Source organism: Dyadobacter sp. HNCC25DJ186 (assembly GCF_056895235.1).
This window is the reverse complement of sequence record NZ_JBXHAS010000009.1, coordinates 31064-47805: the sequence shown is the minus strand read 5'-3', so window position 1 is coordinate 47805 and position 16742 is coordinate 31064. Positions and strand designations below refer to the sequence as shown.

The following is a 16742-nucleotide window of genomic DNA, read 5'->3' as shown; positions in this document are numbered from 1 at the left end:
ATAAGTAATTGTATACCTTGAATAATTTATGGGGTCTGGCGTCAGCTCATTAGAAAAATGTATAGGAGAATTGATTGCTTTTACGATATGTAGGATCTAAATTGGCACCAATATTAAATTATAGAAACGTGAAATACGAAGATATTCCTCTCGTAGATAATAAGGAAGAACATAATTTTGAATTCATCGTCGACGGATACCGGTCATTTATCGACTATGTGATAAAATACGATCTGGTTTATCTGATTCATACGGAAGTTGCTCCGGAGCTCGAAGGAAAAGGTGTTGCATCTGCGATGGTGACAAAAACTTTCGAATTTCTGGAATCCGAAAACAGACAGATTGTTCCGCGTTGCTCTTACGTGCTCAGTTTCCTGGAAAGGCATCCGGAGTGGAAAAAGCTGGTCGCGCATCATTAAAGTTCACGCATTCTTTTACCGGATTGATCCAGAAAAACTGAATTTTTTGGTTCGCCGATCATCTGTGCGCTGTAAATGCTGCTGCTTCCTGAAAACAGGTAAGAAACAACGCAGGCAATAGCTACGTAAATTCCGCATTCACTGCCAAATAATTCAATCGCCATAAGTATGCAGGCAAGCGGAGTATTGGTGGCCCCGGCAAATACCGCGACAAAGCCCATAGCGGCCAGTAATCCCACGGGAAGCGGAATGAAATAGGAAAGCGCGTTGCCCAAAGTTGCCCCTATAAAAAAAAGCGGAGTAACTTCGCCGCCTTTAAAACCAGCGGCGAGGGTGATGATTGTAAAAATAATTTTCAGAAGAAAATCATAGGGCGGAAGATTCTGTTCAAATGAAAGCAATATGGTTGGTATACCAAGCCCGACATATTTAGTCGTGCCCAAAATCCAGACACCGAGTGCTACAATAATGCCACCTAGAACCGGCCGCAATGGAGGAAAGCCAATATTTGACTTAAAAATTCGTGATACGACGTGAATACTTTTGCTGAAAAAAGCTGCTGTAATCCCGAATAATATCGCTGCGCCAATGCTATATAAAATCGTTGGAACAGAAGTTTTTGGTACCAAAGAAATGTGATAATGCGTATGGGAAACCTGCCAGGAATCGGTGACCAGGCTGGCCAGAATTGCCGATATAAATGCAGGGAAAATTGCGTCATATCTTAATCTCCCGATCAGAAATACTTCAAGGCCGAAAATCGCACCGGCAAGTGGGGTGCCGAAAACGGAGCCGAATCCAGCGCTGACAGCTGAAATAAGCAGTATTCTACGGTCGTCTTTGCTAAGTTTAAATAATCTGGAAAACTGCTCTCCGATGGATCCCGCCATTTGCAGTGCCGTTCCCTCGCGGCCGGCTGACCCTCCGAAAACATGCGTAGCAATGGTACCAATCAAAACGAATGGTGCCATTTTTAATGGAATGAAATCTTTTGGATCGTGAATTGTGTCAATGAGCAGATTGTTTCCAGCTTCAACACTTTTTCCATAGTAGTGATATAACAAACCGATCAGAAAACCCGCCAGCGGCAGTAGTGCGATTAACCAGATATTGGCTTCTCTCAATTTTGTAGCCCATTCCAGCGAGACAAGAAAAAAAGCAGACACGGATCCAACGCAAACGGCCAGAAGAGAGCTAAGTAACAGCCACTTTAAAACGTACTTCGTTGATGGAAACTTTTGATTAAAAGATAAAAAGTAACTTTTGGCGTTAGAAGGCATTTTGAATTTTGTTTCAGACATGATAATCCTGGCAAATAATGTTTAACATTAAAATTGACCAGGCGTCATCAGCTTTTTAAAGCGGTTCGAATAGGAAGACACCATTTCCTCGTCTGCAAATATATTCAGAAATTCGAAGCTCCGGCGTGTTTTTACTGTACAATATTTCGATATTGGGCTCATATTATTGATTAAAGTATGCAGCAGTTTGTAAATCCACCAAAGTTATTCATGGTTCTTTTAGGTTGCCGTCCTCCCGGCAGGTTCACCGAACAGCACGATATATTTTTTGGCATAGGAAATTCTTTAAAGGATCTGGTACCGGAAATCATTACAAGCTGGCCGGAGGCAAATAAGAAAATTCATGTTGACGCCTTCCGCGAAGTAAAGTCGGTGGATGGTTATACCATAGAAATCACTGAAAGAAGTGAGGCCCTCGAAGCCGGGGGAGATAACTTATTTTTTATAAACCTGGGCGGGTATAAGGCAGGAGAATTCGACGAATTTCATTATAAAATGCTGACGGTGGCGAAAACGCAAGGTGAGGCTATTCGACTGGCGAAACAAACTGCTTTTTACAAACACACCGGTTTTAAGGGTGCGCCTTCTCATATTGATGATAAATATGGAATCGATGTGGACGATATTTTTCAGGTAAGTGATATTTTGCCTGCGGTATTTAAGGAGAAATATTCTATCAAAATAATTAAAAGAGAGATGGAAGAAGATGAGCTATTTCTTGGATATTTCCCTTTAAAGAAAGTATTGGATGAATTTTGAAAATAAAAAATCCTTGAATATAACCGAGGCAGATTATTCAAGGATTTTATTTTCTTTCGCATTTTTTATTAAACCTTCTTATTCAACACGGACCCGTTCCTGACTTCTTCGCTGGCAGATTTTACGAGCTGGTCATCCACTTTCAGACTGTCGCTGAAAATTTCGACATTTCCGTCTGCTTCTCTTCCTTTCTGTACATCAACCCATACCGCCTTGTTATCAATGACTTTCACAACAAAAACTCTTTCCATAGAACTAACCAGCGCAGTTTTTGGAACAACGAAAGATGCTGTCTGAGAAGAAAGTGGGATGGATACTTCGGCAATCATGCCTGGGAGCAGTTTTTTGCTATTGTTGATCACGTCCATTTCGATTCGTTCTGATCGCAGTCTGGTATCAAGAGCGCCAGCCATACGTTTTACTTTTGCCGTGAATTGTTCATTTGGATATGCTTTTACAGAAAATTTGATTTCTGTCTGATTGGTGACATACCCAACATAAGCTTCCGGGATTGAAACAACCAAACGCATTTTTTTCTGATCCTGCAAAGTGAAGAGCGGAAATTCAGAACCTTTTCCGGAAGGGCCTACATAAGCACCAAGATTGACATTTCTGGCTGTGATGATCCCTGCAAAAGGTGCACGGATTTCCAGATAATTTTTGGAAGCGCCAACTTCCTTCTGGCTGGCTTTCGCAGATTGAAGCTGTGCATAATCCGCGTCCATCCGTGCCAACGCCTGGTCAAGGTCATTTTGCGAGATTGTTCCCGGCGTTTTGCTCGTTTCCAGCAAACGATTATAATTTGCTTTGCTCGCAATGTAGGCTGCCTCCTGAGCTTTTGCCCGCGATTCAGCTCCCGCCAAACGTGAATTCAGTTCGGGTGCTTCCATTGATACCAAGAGTTGTCCGGCCTTCACCTCCGTTCCAACATCCGCATATAGTTTTTTTACAAAACTGGTCTCCCGTGCATAAAGATCAACCTGCTGGTAGGAGATCAATTCTCCCGGCGTATGAAATGCGGTGGAGAGATCTTCTTTTTTCAATGGAAAAGTTTCTGTAACCGACACTTTTTTTTCAGCTGCGGGCTCTTCTTTATGTTCTTTTTTTTCAGCATTTGAATTACATCCGATTGCTGTTGCAATAAGGGCAGCCAAAACCAGACTGTTCAATGTCGAATATTTATTGATAGGTTGCATTGTGAATATTTTTGAATTAATGAGCCGGTATATAATGTTTGCTTTCCTTATCCTCCGGATCCAGGGAAACCGAAGCAGTTGATGTTTTTTCCTGAACCCAGGCAAAAACCAGCGGGAGGATAATCAATGCAGAGAAAGTTGACGCGATCAATCCTCCGATTACTGCGCGTGCCAAAGGAGAGGCCTGGTCTCCACCTTCTCCAAAACCAGCAGCCATCGGAATCATCCCGACGATCATCGCAACGCTGGTCATCAAGATTGGTCTTAGTCGAAGTGACGTAGCCTCTTTTGCGGACATCAGTGCATTTCCATTATGTTTTCGTAATTCCTCAGCATTTGTAACGAGCAATACGGCATTGGCGATGGACACGCCAACAGACATGATAATTCCCATGTAAGATTGCAAATTTAATGTAGATCCGGTGATTGTCAACATGGCTAGCGCGCCTAATAATACAGCTGGCACCGTTGTTAATACGACCAGAGAAACTTTAAATGACTGGAAATTAGCGGCAAGCATCAAAAATATTACCACGATCGCAACGCCAAGTCCGGATTGGAGACTATCCAGCGTTTCAATCAGCACATTACTTAATCCGATTGGCTCTATTGTCATTCCACGGGGTAATTCACCCAGGGCGACAATAGCAGCCCGCACCGCTGTGGTTGCCGTTCCTAAATCTGTCTTGTGCAAATTCGATGTAACCGAAATGATCGGCATAGCGCCAAAATTATCATTCTCTCCATAAGTCGTGTCCATTTTTATTGTTGCAACATCACTCAGGACGGGTCTGGACGAATTTTTCAAAATCGGAATTTCCCCGATACTGTTAATACTATTCATTTTGTTTTCAGGCACCTGAACCTGAACAGCATAACTAAGTCCGATCTTTTCATCCAGCCATACATTTTTTTCTGTGTAACGCGAGGAAGATGTAGATGCCGTTAAAGACCGTGAAATATCTGACATATCTACGCCAAGTTGTGCGGCGCGGGTTCTGTCAATATCAATATTCACCGACGGATAATGAAGCGGCTGAGCGATTTGGACGTCTCTCAGAAAACTTACCTGGCTTAGTTTGGCTGCCAGTTTGTTAGCGTACTCTTCATTCTGTTTTTTATTTTTACTCATAATCCTGACTTCAACAGGCGTTGGAGATCCCTGGCTGAGGATTTTGTCGGTCAGCTCTATCGGTTCAAACGAAACTTTTACATCCGGTAAACTTTCCTTCATTTTATTCCGAAGGTCTTCCTTCAAGTCGTCAAGATTAACATGATAATCGTGGCTCAAACTCACCTGCAAAATGGCGTCATGTGGCCCGCTTGTAAATAAATAAATCGGGTTAACAGAAAACTGTGCAGGGTGCATCCCGACGAATGCCGAAGTAATTGATATATTTTCTTTACCGATTAATTTTTCAAGCACACCGATTGTTTGAATAAGTTTTTCTTCGGTGCGTTCTATCCGGGTTCCATCAGCGACGCGTATGTGAAGCTGGAATTGTCTTCCGTTCACTTTTGGGAGTACGTCTCTACCGATATTGATCAGTAAAAATCCTGCACAAGCCGAAATAATAACGACATAAGACACCACAACCAGCTTTCGTTTTGGCAAAAGTTTATCAATCATCCGCATAAAGCCCCGCCGGAATCTTTCAAACCCGGTCAATTTTCCTTCATGGTTGGTATCCGCCGTTTCAGCAATTTCTTTTTTGTCCTCCCAGGTATCATTTTCCGTCGCAGCGATGGAAGAGTCAGCAGACTTCTTGTGTTTAGGTTTATGTTCTTTCATAAGCCAGTTGGCCATGATCGGTACAAATGTTTGCGATAACAAATACGAAACAAGCATTGAAAAACCGATTGCCAGTGCCAAAGGAAGGAAAAGTGCTCCGGGAATACCCGTCATGGTAAATGCAGGTGCAAATACGGCCAGGATACAAAAAAGAATCAAAAGTTTTGGGAAAGCAATTTCTTTACAAGCATCCCATATCGCAAGCGCCTTGGGTTTTCCGAGATCAAGGTGCTGGTGAATGTTTTCGATGGTTACTGTCGATTCATCAACGAGAATACCAATGGCCAGGGAAAGCCCGCTCAACGTCATGATGTTGATGGTTTGCCCAAATAATTTAAGGAACAACACTCCGGAAATAATAGAAGTTGGAATAGTAAGAATTACAATCAATGCACCTCTCGGATCACCAAGAAATATCAATACCATAATGCCGGTTAGAATAGCCCCAATCGCACCTTCCACGATCAAGCTTTCAACGGCATTAATTACATAGGCCGATTGATCAAATTCGTAAGAAATTTTTACATCCTCCGGAAGCAGGCTCTGAAATCTCGGCAGCGCTTTTTTCAAACTTTGCACAACCTCCCATGTCGAAGCATCTGCTGATTTTGTGATTGGAAGATAAACAGATCTTTTTCCGTTGACGAGTGCATAACCGGCAGTAAGGTCAGCACCATCTTCAATGGTAGCCACATCACGCAGATAAAGGTTTTGAACGGTGCCTTTAAACAGAGGAATATTCCCAAAATCCTGAACATTTTTTATGGATGTATTGGCTGGTGTCAGGTAATTCTTATCGCCAATCCTTACGTTTCCGGCTGGGGTTGCCTGGTTGTTCAGCCGTATCGCTTCAACCAGCTGATCCGGTGTAAGGTTATGTGAGCGTAATAATTCCGGATCCGCTTTGATCAAAATTGTACGAAGATTCCCTCCGAATGGCGGCGGAGAAACCAAACCTGGTATAGATGTAAAAGAGGACCGGACATATACATGTGCAAGGTCAAGAAGCTCATTATTGGATCGGGTAGGACTGCTGAAAACAAGTTGCCCGACGGGTAGCGTTGATGCATCGAACCGTATAATGAATGGTGGCTGAGAACCTGGCGGAAACGAAGATTGCATCCGGTTACAAAAGGAACTGAGCTCGGCAGCCGCCTGCGCCATATTTGTGCCTTCATAAAAACTCAGCTTCATCAGCGTCAGGCCTTGAATATTTTTCGTTTCAACACTTTTCAGACCATTCACGAAAAGAAAAATATTGACATAAGGTTTTCCGAAATAAGCCTCCATTTGGTTAGGCGTAAACCCACCAAAAGGGTGAGAAATATAAATAACCGGCAAATCCATTTTCGGAAAAATATCAACTTTGATCGTCCGCACCGCATTGATACCGAAAAAGAATAACCCGGCTACGAGTACTAAAATTGAAATGGGTTTGCGAAGTGCACTTCTTATTAATTCCATAGGGTTGGGAAAGGGTTTATGAAAAGACTTTAAGCGAGGGCTGAAGTCTCTTTTTCATAAAGAATGCTAAAAACTGCTTGTGAATAAATTAAAATCTCCGGTTGCGGCCGCTTTGAGCAAAAGCCCTTGCCAGACATTGCTGTAAGCAATATCGCGGTCGGTTTCTGCCCGGTTTAATATGTACAATGCCTGCGTCAGATCAACGATATTGCTCAGCCCATTTTTGTAAAGCGCGCTTTTCTGGATATATGCGTCTGTCGCTGATTTGATCTGAATTGGTGCTTCGCGATAATTGGCAAGTGCATTTTGTATCTTATTATTCGATAAAATAAGCTGGTTTCTGATCTGTTGGTCCGCCAGATCATATTCATTTTGAAGGGCATTGGAAACGAACTTCTGAGACAAAACCTGATGACGGATACGCAGCACATTGGTCATATTCCAGACAACCCCAACACCTAAAAGGTAATTAGACCGGACTGGCCTGATACCTTCCGCAAAACTGCCTGTATATGCGGTCTGATCTTGCGCATAATTTGAACTGAATCCTGAACCCCGTGTTTGAAAAACACCGAAAGCAGAGAAAACCGGCATACTAAGTGTATGGAAATACTTTGCCTGTTGGTTGCTGACCGCGATCCGGTTTGAATAATATTTTAAAAGCGGATGGTTTTTTGATGGCGCGTTAATCGAATCGGCGAATGACACAGGAATTTTGGCAATAAAGACAGTGTCAAGCGCGAAATCCTGTTGCTGAACACCCATAAGGACCGCCAGCCGGTTTGCCTGCTCCTGCTCAAAATCTTTAGCTCTGGTAATCGCAATTTTTGCGTTGGAAACTTCCGCATTCGCGAGTGAAGAATCTACACCGGCGATCAAACCATTTCTAGCTCTGGTAACTACTACTTGTTTTATGGCCGTGGCACGGGCCAGGTTATTTTGCCAGGAACGGGTCAATCTTTGTGCGGCTAATAAATTCAGGTAAGCACCGGCAACGCGAATTTCATGTTGAAAAACTTCCTGCTCCAAATCGCTTTCATCGCGCATCACGGTAGATTTTGCGACATTTATTTTTTCGCGGGCGCGGCCGAACGCAAAGAAATCCCAGTTTACATTCGTGAGATATAAGGCACCAAAGGCGGCATTCCAGTTTTGGTTCGCCAATGGAAGACCAGAAGAAGCCACACCCAAACCGCCCAATCCAAATAACGGTCCGTTCTGTCCATTGACCGTTCCATAATCCTGTTGAAGAGAAAGATTAAGATTTGGCAAATAGTCTTTTATGCTCTGTTGCACCGTTGCTCTCGATGCATTTGCGTAATTCGTCTTTGCCTTGATGGTGCCGTAGTTAGATTTAGCAGTTTCAATGGCATCAGCGATTGTTAAAACCTGGGCGTTGATTTTAGCTGATATAAAAAATGAAGAAGCGAGCAGAAAATATAATACTCCATTTTTTATTAAATATGGCAAACTGCTAAATTGTCGAAAGATTATTGAAGTTCGGGGAGGGTTTGCTGCGAAAATAAATTTCATTTTAATCATTTTCTAAATTGTATTCCTGGGTTACAAAAATAATGAGGTGCTTGGTACATATTCTTATGTATTTCAAATAATAACCTGTAAAATTCAAACATTTACTTTCGAAATGAATTTGGTGTTATTCCGGTTTGCTTTTTGAACAGGTTATTAAAATACTCCGGGTACTCAAATCCCAGGCAGTATGCAATTTCAGTCACACTCCAATTGGATTTTATTAATAAAATCTTTGATTCTTGAATCAATCTTTCTGTGATGTGTTCGGTTGTCGTCTTGCCGGTTACTTCTTTCAGTGCTCTGTTGAGGTGATTAATATGGATGGATAGTCTTTGTGCATAATCCTTCGCCGTACGCAACTGTAACTTATGCTCTGGCGAGTCGATTGGAAATTGTCTTTCCAAAAGTTCGGAGAAACAGGATGCGATGCGCCTTGAACCGTTTGTATGATAACCAGCTGCCTGTGAGGACTGCATTTTTAAAGCCTCGTGAATAATCAGGTTTACATGATTTTTGATCAGATCATATTTATAAACATAACCGGATTCCATCTCAGCCGATATTTTCTGATAGATTTCCAAAAGATACTGTTCCTGTTGTTCATTAATAAAATAAACAGGAATCGTATCGTGCTTTAAAATTGGAGAATCCATAAAATTCTTTGTGCGATTCATGCCGTTAAGAAAATCGTCATTAAACAGGCAGAAATATCCGGATTGCTGTTCCGAAGATGTTTCCCAGGAATAGGGGACATTTCGGTTAAAAAAGACTAGTGCATTTTGGTTGATCTCGATTTTTGAATCGCCATAGGTAAGATTTCCTTTTCCAAGGATTAGCGAAATTTTATAATAATCTCTCCGACTGTAAGCATTGTAACGGTTACAAAATTTCCGGGAAAAGACGTTAAAATGTCCGTACTGCAAAGTACTTGAAAAGGGATCTCCCGAAGCTCGTTTTGCAGCGGGATGGGTTTTGTAAAAATCCTCGATTGATTCGCTTACTATCATTCCATAAAGCTATGAAATTCAAATATCAGCACCAACGATCTTGGTTTCTGGGGAGATGATTTTTAATTGAAAATAAATGTTTCTCTGTAAAGAATAGGGCTATGTAACAATATCCATAAAATGAGATACAATAACATAACCCTCTGATCAAGATTTACTATCAGCTTTACTTAAAAATGTTTTTGAATAATGGAGGTGTGGGAATCTAGGGTTCAATGACAGCAAAATGCCTTAGACAATCTGAATCAATCAATGATCGGTCGTGGCAAATGGGATGAGTAACAAATTTAATGCATCGTGCAAGCTCTGATATACGAATATCTTTTTGGGGCTTCCAGACATAAGTCTTATCGCTCTTCATTTCCAAACCAGTGTTTTGCCTTTCAGATTTGGATTGTGGATCTAGTGGGTTCTCGCTCATAACACGCAGACGTTAAGGTTGAGTTATTTATTTAACTAAACTTACAGAATCGTCGTATGAATGTCAAGCTATTGCAGATAAAATTCTACTAATGTTGTAGAATTTTACGATTTGAAAATAAATCAATTACGTTTCTTCCGAATGTATATATTCTCGGTGTCGATTTTCGGCAACTTAAACCAACATAAAGCAGTCCAATAGGGGGTAGAAACTAGCGTTCTGCGTAAACTGAATTATTATCAAGTGTAACCATAACACTTTTTGTCTCCATGGTCGGTTTAGACGACTTTTCTACCAGCTCTACAGGATCATTTTTTGTCGTTGGGATGGTCCAGCAAAAGTAAAATCCTAACATTAGAACCAAAACAACAGAAGACAAGCCTAATGACCAAAGTATGGCGTCCAGACAACGTAGTGAGATAGATAGAAGACTCTTCATGGTAAATTCAATATGGTTAAGAACGGAGAAACCGGGTGTTACCTTTCCGTTTCGTTTCTGCACGCGAATACATCTACGAAAACCATGCCAAATTCGATTAAGGGTGTAGATCGTATATGGTCATCTAGACTAATTTACGGCCTTTCCATTCATATTCTGGTTTTTGTGCAACTAAACCAAAAAAACATACATAGAAAGGGTAGAAAATTTGTGTCAGTGGAATGAAGAATATTGAAACAGTTTTTCTTAAAAAGTGTAGAATTGTACCTAGAAATAACCATTCAGGGGCACATTTTATCAGAAGCAATGTTAGGAAACTACTATACGACAGATTTCCGGATAGCCATAAAGCACTTGCAAGAATGATTGAGAGATTGCAAGAGAAAACAAATAATGCCAAAACCAAGGGTGTTTTGCTCTGATAATGTTTCCATTTACTCGCCCAGCGCTTTCTTTGTTTAAAGAACAATGACCAATCCCTATGAGCCTGGGTTGAAATGACTGCGTCCGGATTTTTCAAAAACATAGCCTTTCCGGGAAATCTTGCTGAAATTTTATGCATTAAAAATTCATCATCGCCCGAAGCAATATGTCTAACTCCGTCGTATCCGCCAACTTCAAAGAATGCATCTTTCTCATAGGCCAGGTTTGCACCGTTGCATAGGGAAGGAAAACCTGCTTGGATCGCGCTCGCGCCACTTCCGATCAGACTGGAAAATTCTACGGTTTGTAAATGATCGGTTAGGGAAGTTTCGTGGTTAAAAGTAACCGGACCGCTGATAAGTTTTACGCCCGTGGCACTGTGGCAATTGGCGATTGCTTCCAGCCAGCCGGGTTTTGCGCGACAATCACCATCTGTGGTTACAATCAAATTTCCTTTTGCAAGTGCCATTGCAGTTTCGATCGCACGTTTTTTCGGAGAAGTTGTTGGTGTATCCGGCAATGTGATCAATTGTATCGCGCAATTGGATTGATCTTTATAGTTATTGACAAGTTCAGCAGTATTGTCCGTTGAGCCATCGTTCATAACCAGGACTTCAAAACGTGAAAATGGAAAAGTCTGGGCACTGATATCTTGTAACAACGCAATGATATTAGCCTCCTCGTTACGCACCGGGATAATGACGGAAATAATGTCAGAATGATCATTATTATTTTCAAACTGAGAAGGAATTCGTTTCCAAAGAATATATAACATGATCGTGAACACCGCATAACTTGTTATGAATGTCCATAATACGGGTATCAGCCAGGGAGCGATGTACTGTTCTATCATATTTGAATTCCTATTTTAGACTTTTCCATTTATATTTCCATATCAGGAAAATTCCGATCAGGATGGGGCCGAGCACGTTAATGATCCATACCAGAAAGGTTGCAGCAATGACTTGTTCGGCAGGCAGATTGTATTGTTTGAAAACAAAAAGTGCAGTAAATTCCCTTAACCCCAGATCTCCCAAGACATTGATTGCCGGGATAAGTGTTTTGGCAAGAAAAATTAGCGCAACGCAAGCAGCCAAGTCCATAAGCGACATTGCGAAACTAAATAAAGATAAGGCAAGAAGAAATTGCGTTAAAAAAACCAGATAACGGAGTGTTCCAAAAATCGTGGCAACGAGCAGGTCAGTAGCCGTATACGAACCGATGATCCGGATATAGGATAGTGCTTTTTGCAAGTATACTTTTTGAGGTTCCCACTTATTCAGTCGTTTTCGATAGGCTACAACCAAAAAACCAGTTAGCAGCAGAAAAAAAAGCAAAACATATAAACCATTTTTACCAGCAGAATCAAGTCCGAGTTTATTACCGATCCTGGCAAGTCCCCAGCCGCCAAAAATAAGCGAAACATAAAACTGAATTCCATTGGAAACAACGGCTGCTCCGATGGCTTTCAGGCGGTCATCTGATTTCAGCGCAGCAACCCTTCCGATTGTATCTCCAAGCTGCGCAGGTGCTGCCACACCTATTGCCAGCCCAGTCAAAGTACCTCTGAAAGCTTCCCAGAATGTTATGGGAACCGCTTTTCTGGCGAGTCTTTGCCATTTAAAACTTTCCAGTGCCCAATTGACCGGAACCAGAAGCAGCATGATCAATAAGGTATTTAAATGATCTCCTCGCAGGATTTCGCTGTAAACCGATCCAATATCGCCAATTCCTTTTTGTTCGTTTTGAAAGGTTTTGTATATGTAGCTTAAAATCAGAAGGGTAACAATAAGCTTTGCGGCCCAGAAAAGCTTTCGCCAGGCTGTTTTTTCGTTTGAAGCTTTCAGTTGACTATCTTGCACCATGATTAAAATGCAGCAAGCTGACGCTACCGAAAAGGTGATTATAGGAGTGGATCCCGGCACACAAGTGATGGGTTATGGCGTGATATCTGTCAAGGGACAGCACATTACTTTGATTCAGTATGGTGTGATTCATCTCAGCAAATATACTACGCATGAGTTGAAGTTGAAGAAAATCTTTGAACGGATCTCACAGCTCATCGATGATTACCTGCCCGACGAGATGGCGATTGAAGATCCATTTTATGGAAAAAACCCGCAGTCGATGCTGAAACTGGGTCGGGCGCAAGGCGTTGCGATGGCAGCTGCGCTGGCGCGTGACATTCCAATCGTTGAGTATTCTCCCAAAAAAGTAAAACAATCCGTGACCGGAAGTGGTGCGGCTTCCAAAGAGCAGGTTGCCTATATGCTTGAAAAAATATTGAAAATGGAGCTTAGTAAAGAATTTATGGATGCCACAGATGGAATTGCAATCGCCATTTGTCATCACTATCATGCAAATTCTCCCGCCGCCATCGCTTCAACATCAGGTGCTAAAAAATCGAAAAAGGGTGGCTGGGGTGCTTTTGTAACGGAAAATCCCAATCGGGTCAAGTAATAAATATGTAATTGATCAAACCATATTTCTGAAAGATTAAACTGTACTGAGACTTTTTTCGGCTCTTTTCATTTGTACCAGCATTAACATCACAAGTTCGCTAAACTTCATCATTGAAGTCTGATGATTTGCTTGTTGCGAGCGCTATTTTTCCGGTGGCAAGCAGATTTATCAATGCGATCATAGCCTACATTTCTTATATAAAAACAACATTAAAATAATTTTAATGGTATTATTCCCATGACTGCTTGAATAAATCAAACGTTTGTTTAGTAAAATCAAACAAACGTTTGATTTATTATTTTCCTTCTGTTACATTTGTCTCACCATTCAGCCAGTATTTCAATAGAACGTACAAACATGCTGATAGTCAATAAGATGGAATATAACGCAAAACAATTACAGATCATCCATGTGGCAGAGAGGCTTTTTGCAGGAAAAGGTTTTTCAGGGACATCCATACGGGATATTGCACATGCGGCGGATATTAACGTTTCGATGATTTCATATTATTTCGGTTCAAAAGAAAAATTGATTGAAGCGCTTTTCGAAGTGAAAAGTGTAGAATCGACAACCCGCTTGGAAACAATTATATCCAATGACGATTTATCTCCAATTCAGAAAGTTTTTATCCTGATTGATGGCGCAATCGACAGGTTACTTGGCAATCAGTGCTTTCACAACATTATGTTGCGTGAGCAGCTTTCGGAAGAAGATCGGACACAGGTAATATCAGATCTCATTTTTAACTTGAAATTTAAAAACTGGGAGGGGCTTGATACAATCATAAAAGAAGGACAAAATAAAGGACATTTTCGGGAAGACATCAATGTCTCCCTACTTTCTGCAACGCTGTACGGGACAATTAATCAGGTAATTACTACACAGGCCTTTTTTAAAAAGATAAATAAACTGGAACTTCTTACTCAGGAAGAATTTGAAAAGGACCTGAAACTTAAATTGAGCAAACACTTAAAGAGTATCTTCAAAGCAACAGTAGCATATGAAACCATCGAGTAGTAAAAGAATGGCTTTTGCAGTGATCACAATGTTAATGATAGCCGCATCTTCTCATTCATTCGCACAAACACCACGGCAGATCACGCTGGAAGAAGCCGTCGAGCTTAGTCTCAAAAACAGCAAACAATTGAAATTGAGCCAGTCTAATGTTGACATGGCCGGATATAATATTCGACAAATTAAAGATAATCAGTTGCCAAGTTTTGGGGTTTCAGCATCTTATCTGAGATTAAATACGCCGAATATTAATTTAAAAACAGGCAGTGCAGGAACTGGCGATTCTTCGGGTATGAGCTCACTTCACGTAAACCAGGTTATGTATGGAATGGCAAGCGCATCTGTTCCGCTATTTTCAGGTTTTCGTTATAAATACAGTCTGGAGTCTGCCAGGTTTTTACAGGAAGCTTCAAGACTTGATGCAGAGGGTGATCGTCAGGCAATAATTCAGAATGCAATTATGGCATACGGAAATTTATATAAAGCAAAAAGGTCAGTGGATCTGGTTGCTGAAAATCTTGTCCGTGAGCATGAGCGTGTTACAGAATTTACAAACCGCGAAAAAAACGGTATCATCGCCCGGAACGATTTGTTAAAAGCTACTTTGCAGGAATCCAACGTGCAGCTTGCTTTGATGGAAGCGGAAAACGATTTAAAAATTACCACCATCAACATGAACCTGCTTTTGGGTTTACCGGAAGGTACTTCACTTATGGCCGATTCCAGCAGTTTTGAAATTTTGAAAGAAGCTGGAAATGCTATGGATTGGGAGCAAACAGCACTAACACATCGTAAGGATATGGCTGCGATTGCAATTCGTCAGAAGGCCGCCGGATCTGATATTCGTGTTGCAAAAGCAGATTTTTATCCAAGTGTAGCATTGACAGGTGGTTATGTCGCTTTGAGTATTCCCGGTTTCATAACCGTTCCAAATGCATTTAATGCAGGTATTGGTGTAAGTTATAACCTTGCCTCCCTGTGGAAAACAGGAGCCAAAATTGACGAGGCTAAAACAAGACTTTACCAGATGAAAACAAATGAAGAGATTTTACTTGACCGTATACACCTGGAAGTTAACACTGCTTACTACAATTATGTGCTGAGCAAGAAGAAGATCGAGGTTTATGAAAAAGCAGTTGAGCAGGCCGGTGAAAATTACAGAATAACGAAGAATAAATACGATAACAGCCTGGTTACAACCACTGAACTTTTGGATGCAGACGTTGCGCAGGTTCAGTCTAAGATAAACTACGCTGCTGCAAAAGCCGATGCGATCATCGCCTACAAAAAGCTGGAACAAACTGCCGGCGTCATTAACTAACTAAATTTTCAAAACAGCGGCGAAAAAGTATCGCTTGTCCGCACATTTTAACATTTTTTTATTCCAAAGATTATGGAAACCAATCAAAACACCGGCGCTGAAATTGAGGCACCTAAAAAGAAAAGTTACACATTCGTTATCATCCTTGCGGTTCTTGTCATTGTAGGAGGAACCTGGGGTTATACAAAATATAATCACGGCCTGCACCACGAAGAAACAGACGATGCGCAGATCGATGCCAACATCAGCCCGGTGATTCCCCGGATTTCAGGATATATCACAGAAATTAAAGTAAAAGATAATCAGATGGTTCATAAAGGCGATACGCTGATTGTACTTGATAACCGCGATCAGATCATTAAACTGGAACAGGCACAGGCAAACCTCTATGCTTCACAGGGAAATCTTGTCGTAGCCAACGCAACCACCAATGCTTCCGTTGCCAGCGGTAGCACGTATATTGCTAACGTTGAGGTCGCAGAAGCGCAAATTGAGCAGGCAAAAGTGAGCGTTTGGAGAGCAAACCAGGATTTCGCCAGATATGAAAACCTGATCAAAGATCATTCAATTACACAGCAGGAATATGAGCAGGCATTAGCTACAAAACAGACTGCCGAACGTCAGCTTCAGGTATTGATCTCGCAGAAAAATGCGGCACAGCGTCAGGCAAAAGCGGCAACTTCTCAAACGGCTGCAACTTCACGTCAGACCAGCGTAGTTAACGCAACAATCAAAGCACGTCAGGCAGATATTGATAACGCAAAATTGAATTTATCTTATACCATTATCACAGCGCCAACGGATGGGCATGTTTCAAAAGTGAACGCACAATTGGGTCAGTATCTGCAAGCCGGACAGTCTCTTTTCAGCATAATTGCCAACAGCCAACCTTGGGTTGTTGCCAACTTTAAGGAAACGCAGCTTACAAAAATGAAACTTGGACAGGAAGTTAAGGTTCACATTGATGCCTATCCGGATCACGTTTTTGAAGCCAAAGTAGCTTCGTTTTCACCGGCAACAGGTGCTCGTTTCGCACTTTTGCCTCCTGATAATGCAAGTGGAAACTTTGTGAAAGTAGTTCAGCGCCTTCCGGTCCGCATTGAATTTAAAGAAGTAAAAGACGAATTTATTCAACGTCTCCGTCCGGGAATGAATGTCTTTGTTGATGTTGAGCTTGATTAAGATGTAAG

Annotated in this window: 14 protein-coding genes and 1 riboswitch; of the genes, 6 read left to right on the top strand and 8 right to left on the bottom strand. The window is 41.5% G+C overall.

Going from position 1 to position 16742, the window contains the following annotated elements; translation table 11 throughout:
• The first annotated feature begins 128 nt into the window (after nt 1-128).
• A complete protein-coding gene (locus tag AC1XUO_RS22600) occupies nt 129-419 on the top strand; it encodes a GNAT family N-acetyltransferase (protein WP_483332095.1) in 291 nt (96 codons plus the stop codon).
• Here the strand turns inward: AC1XUO_RS22600 and AC1XUO_RS22595 are convergent.
• Entirely contained in the window at nt 416-1720 is a 1305-nt protein-coding gene (locus AC1XUO_RS22595; protein ID WP_483332093.1) for a voltage-gated chloride channel family protein, read from the bottom strand. The genes AC1XUO_RS22600 and AC1XUO_RS22595 overlap by 4 nt on opposite strands.
• A 31-nt stretch (nt 1721-1751) precedes the next feature.
• A riboswitch (Fluoride riboswitch) is annotated at nt 1752-1817 on the bottom strand.
• A gap of 80 nt (nt 1818-1897) precedes the next feature.
• On the opposite strand from AC1XUO_RS22595, the gene AC1XUO_RS22590 reads away from it, so the two are divergent.
• Nucleotides 1898-2479: a DUF1543 domain-containing protein gene (locus AC1XUO_RS22590; RefSeq protein WP_483332091.1), complete on the top strand. Its 582-nt coding sequence runs from the start codon at nt 1898-1900 to the stop codon at nt 2477-2479.
• Between the two features lie 68 nt (nt 2480-2547).
• On the opposite strand, the gene AC1XUO_RS22585 is transcribed toward AC1XUO_RS22590, so the two are convergent.
• The 7 genes from AC1XUO_RS22585 to AC1XUO_RS22555 form a co-directional block, all read right to left on the bottom strand.
• Nucleotides 2548-3675, bottom strand: coding sequence for an efflux RND transporter periplasmic adaptor subunit (locus tag AC1XUO_RS22585; RefSeq protein ID WP_483332090.1), 1128 nt, complete (start codon nt 3673-3675; stop codon nt 2548-2550).
• Nucleotides 3676-3691: 16 nt separating this feature from the next.
• A complete protein-coding gene (locus tag AC1XUO_RS22580) occupies nt 3692-6931 on the bottom strand; it encodes an efflux RND transporter permease subunit (RefSeq protein ID WP_483332088.1) in 3240 nt (1079 codons plus the stop codon).
• Between the two features lie 66 nt (nt 6932-6997).
• Entirely contained in the window at nt 6998-8464 is a 1467-nt protein-coding gene (locus AC1XUO_RS22575; protein ID WP_483332086.1) for a TolC family protein, read from the bottom strand.
• A 101-nt stretch (nt 8465-8565) separates the two neighbouring features.
• Nucleotides 8566-9471 (bottom strand): helix-turn-helix domain-containing protein, encoded by a 906-nt coding sequence (locus AC1XUO_RS22570; protein ID WP_483332085.1) that lies wholly within the window; start codon nt 9469-9471, stop codon nt 8566-8568.
• 632 nt (nt 9472-10103) lie between these two features.
• Nucleotides 10104-10331 carry a hypothetical protein gene (locus tag AC1XUO_RS22565; protein WP_483332083.1) on the bottom strand — a complete coding sequence of 76 codons (228 nt, stop codon included), beginning with the start codon at nt 10329-10331 and terminating at the stop codon, nt 10104-10106.
• A gap of 124 nt (nt 10332-10455) precedes the next feature.
• Nucleotides 10456-11607 (bottom strand): glycosyltransferase, encoded by a 1152-nt coding sequence (locus tag AC1XUO_RS22560; protein WP_483332081.1) that lies wholly within the window; start codon nt 11605-11607, stop codon nt 10456-10458.
• A 10-nt stretch (nt 11608-11617) separates the two neighbouring features.
• Nucleotides 11618-12619: a lysylphosphatidylglycerol synthase domain-containing protein gene (locus tag AC1XUO_RS22555; RefSeq protein WP_483332079.1), complete on the bottom strand. Its 1002-nt coding sequence runs from the start codon at nt 12617-12619 to the stop codon at nt 11618-11620.
• A gap of 7 nt (nt 12620-12626) precedes the next feature.
• Between AC1XUO_RS22555 and ruvC the strand changes: the two genes are divergently transcribed.
• From ruvC to AC1XUO_RS22535, 4 genes are all read left to right on the top strand, one after another.
• The gene (gene ruvC / locus AC1XUO_RS22550; RefSeq protein WP_483332077.1) at nt 12627-13214 is read left to right on the top strand and encodes a crossover junction endodeoxyribonuclease RuvC; all 588 of its coding nucleotides are present in this window, start codon (nt 12627-12629) and stop codon (nt 13212-13214) included.
• A gap of 360 nt (nt 13215-13574) precedes the next feature.
• Nucleotides 13575-14234: a TetR/AcrR family transcriptional regulator gene (locus AC1XUO_RS22545; protein ID WP_483332075.1), complete on the top strand. Its 660-nt coding sequence runs from the start codon at nt 13575-13577 to the stop codon at nt 14232-14234.
• Nucleotides 14218-15552 (top strand): TolC family protein, encoded by a 1335-nt coding sequence (locus AC1XUO_RS22540; protein WP_483332073.1) that lies wholly within the window; start codon nt 14218-14220, stop codon nt 15550-15552. Before AC1XUO_RS22545 ends, AC1XUO_RS22540 begins: the two co-directional genes overlap by 17 nt.
• A 72-nt stretch (nt 15553-15624) precedes the next feature.
• A complete protein-coding gene (locus AC1XUO_RS22535; RefSeq protein ID WP_483332071.1) occupies nt 15625-16734 on the top strand; it encodes an HlyD family secretion protein in 1110 nt (369 codons plus the stop codon).
• Nucleotides 16735-16742 lie beyond the last annotated feature (8 nt).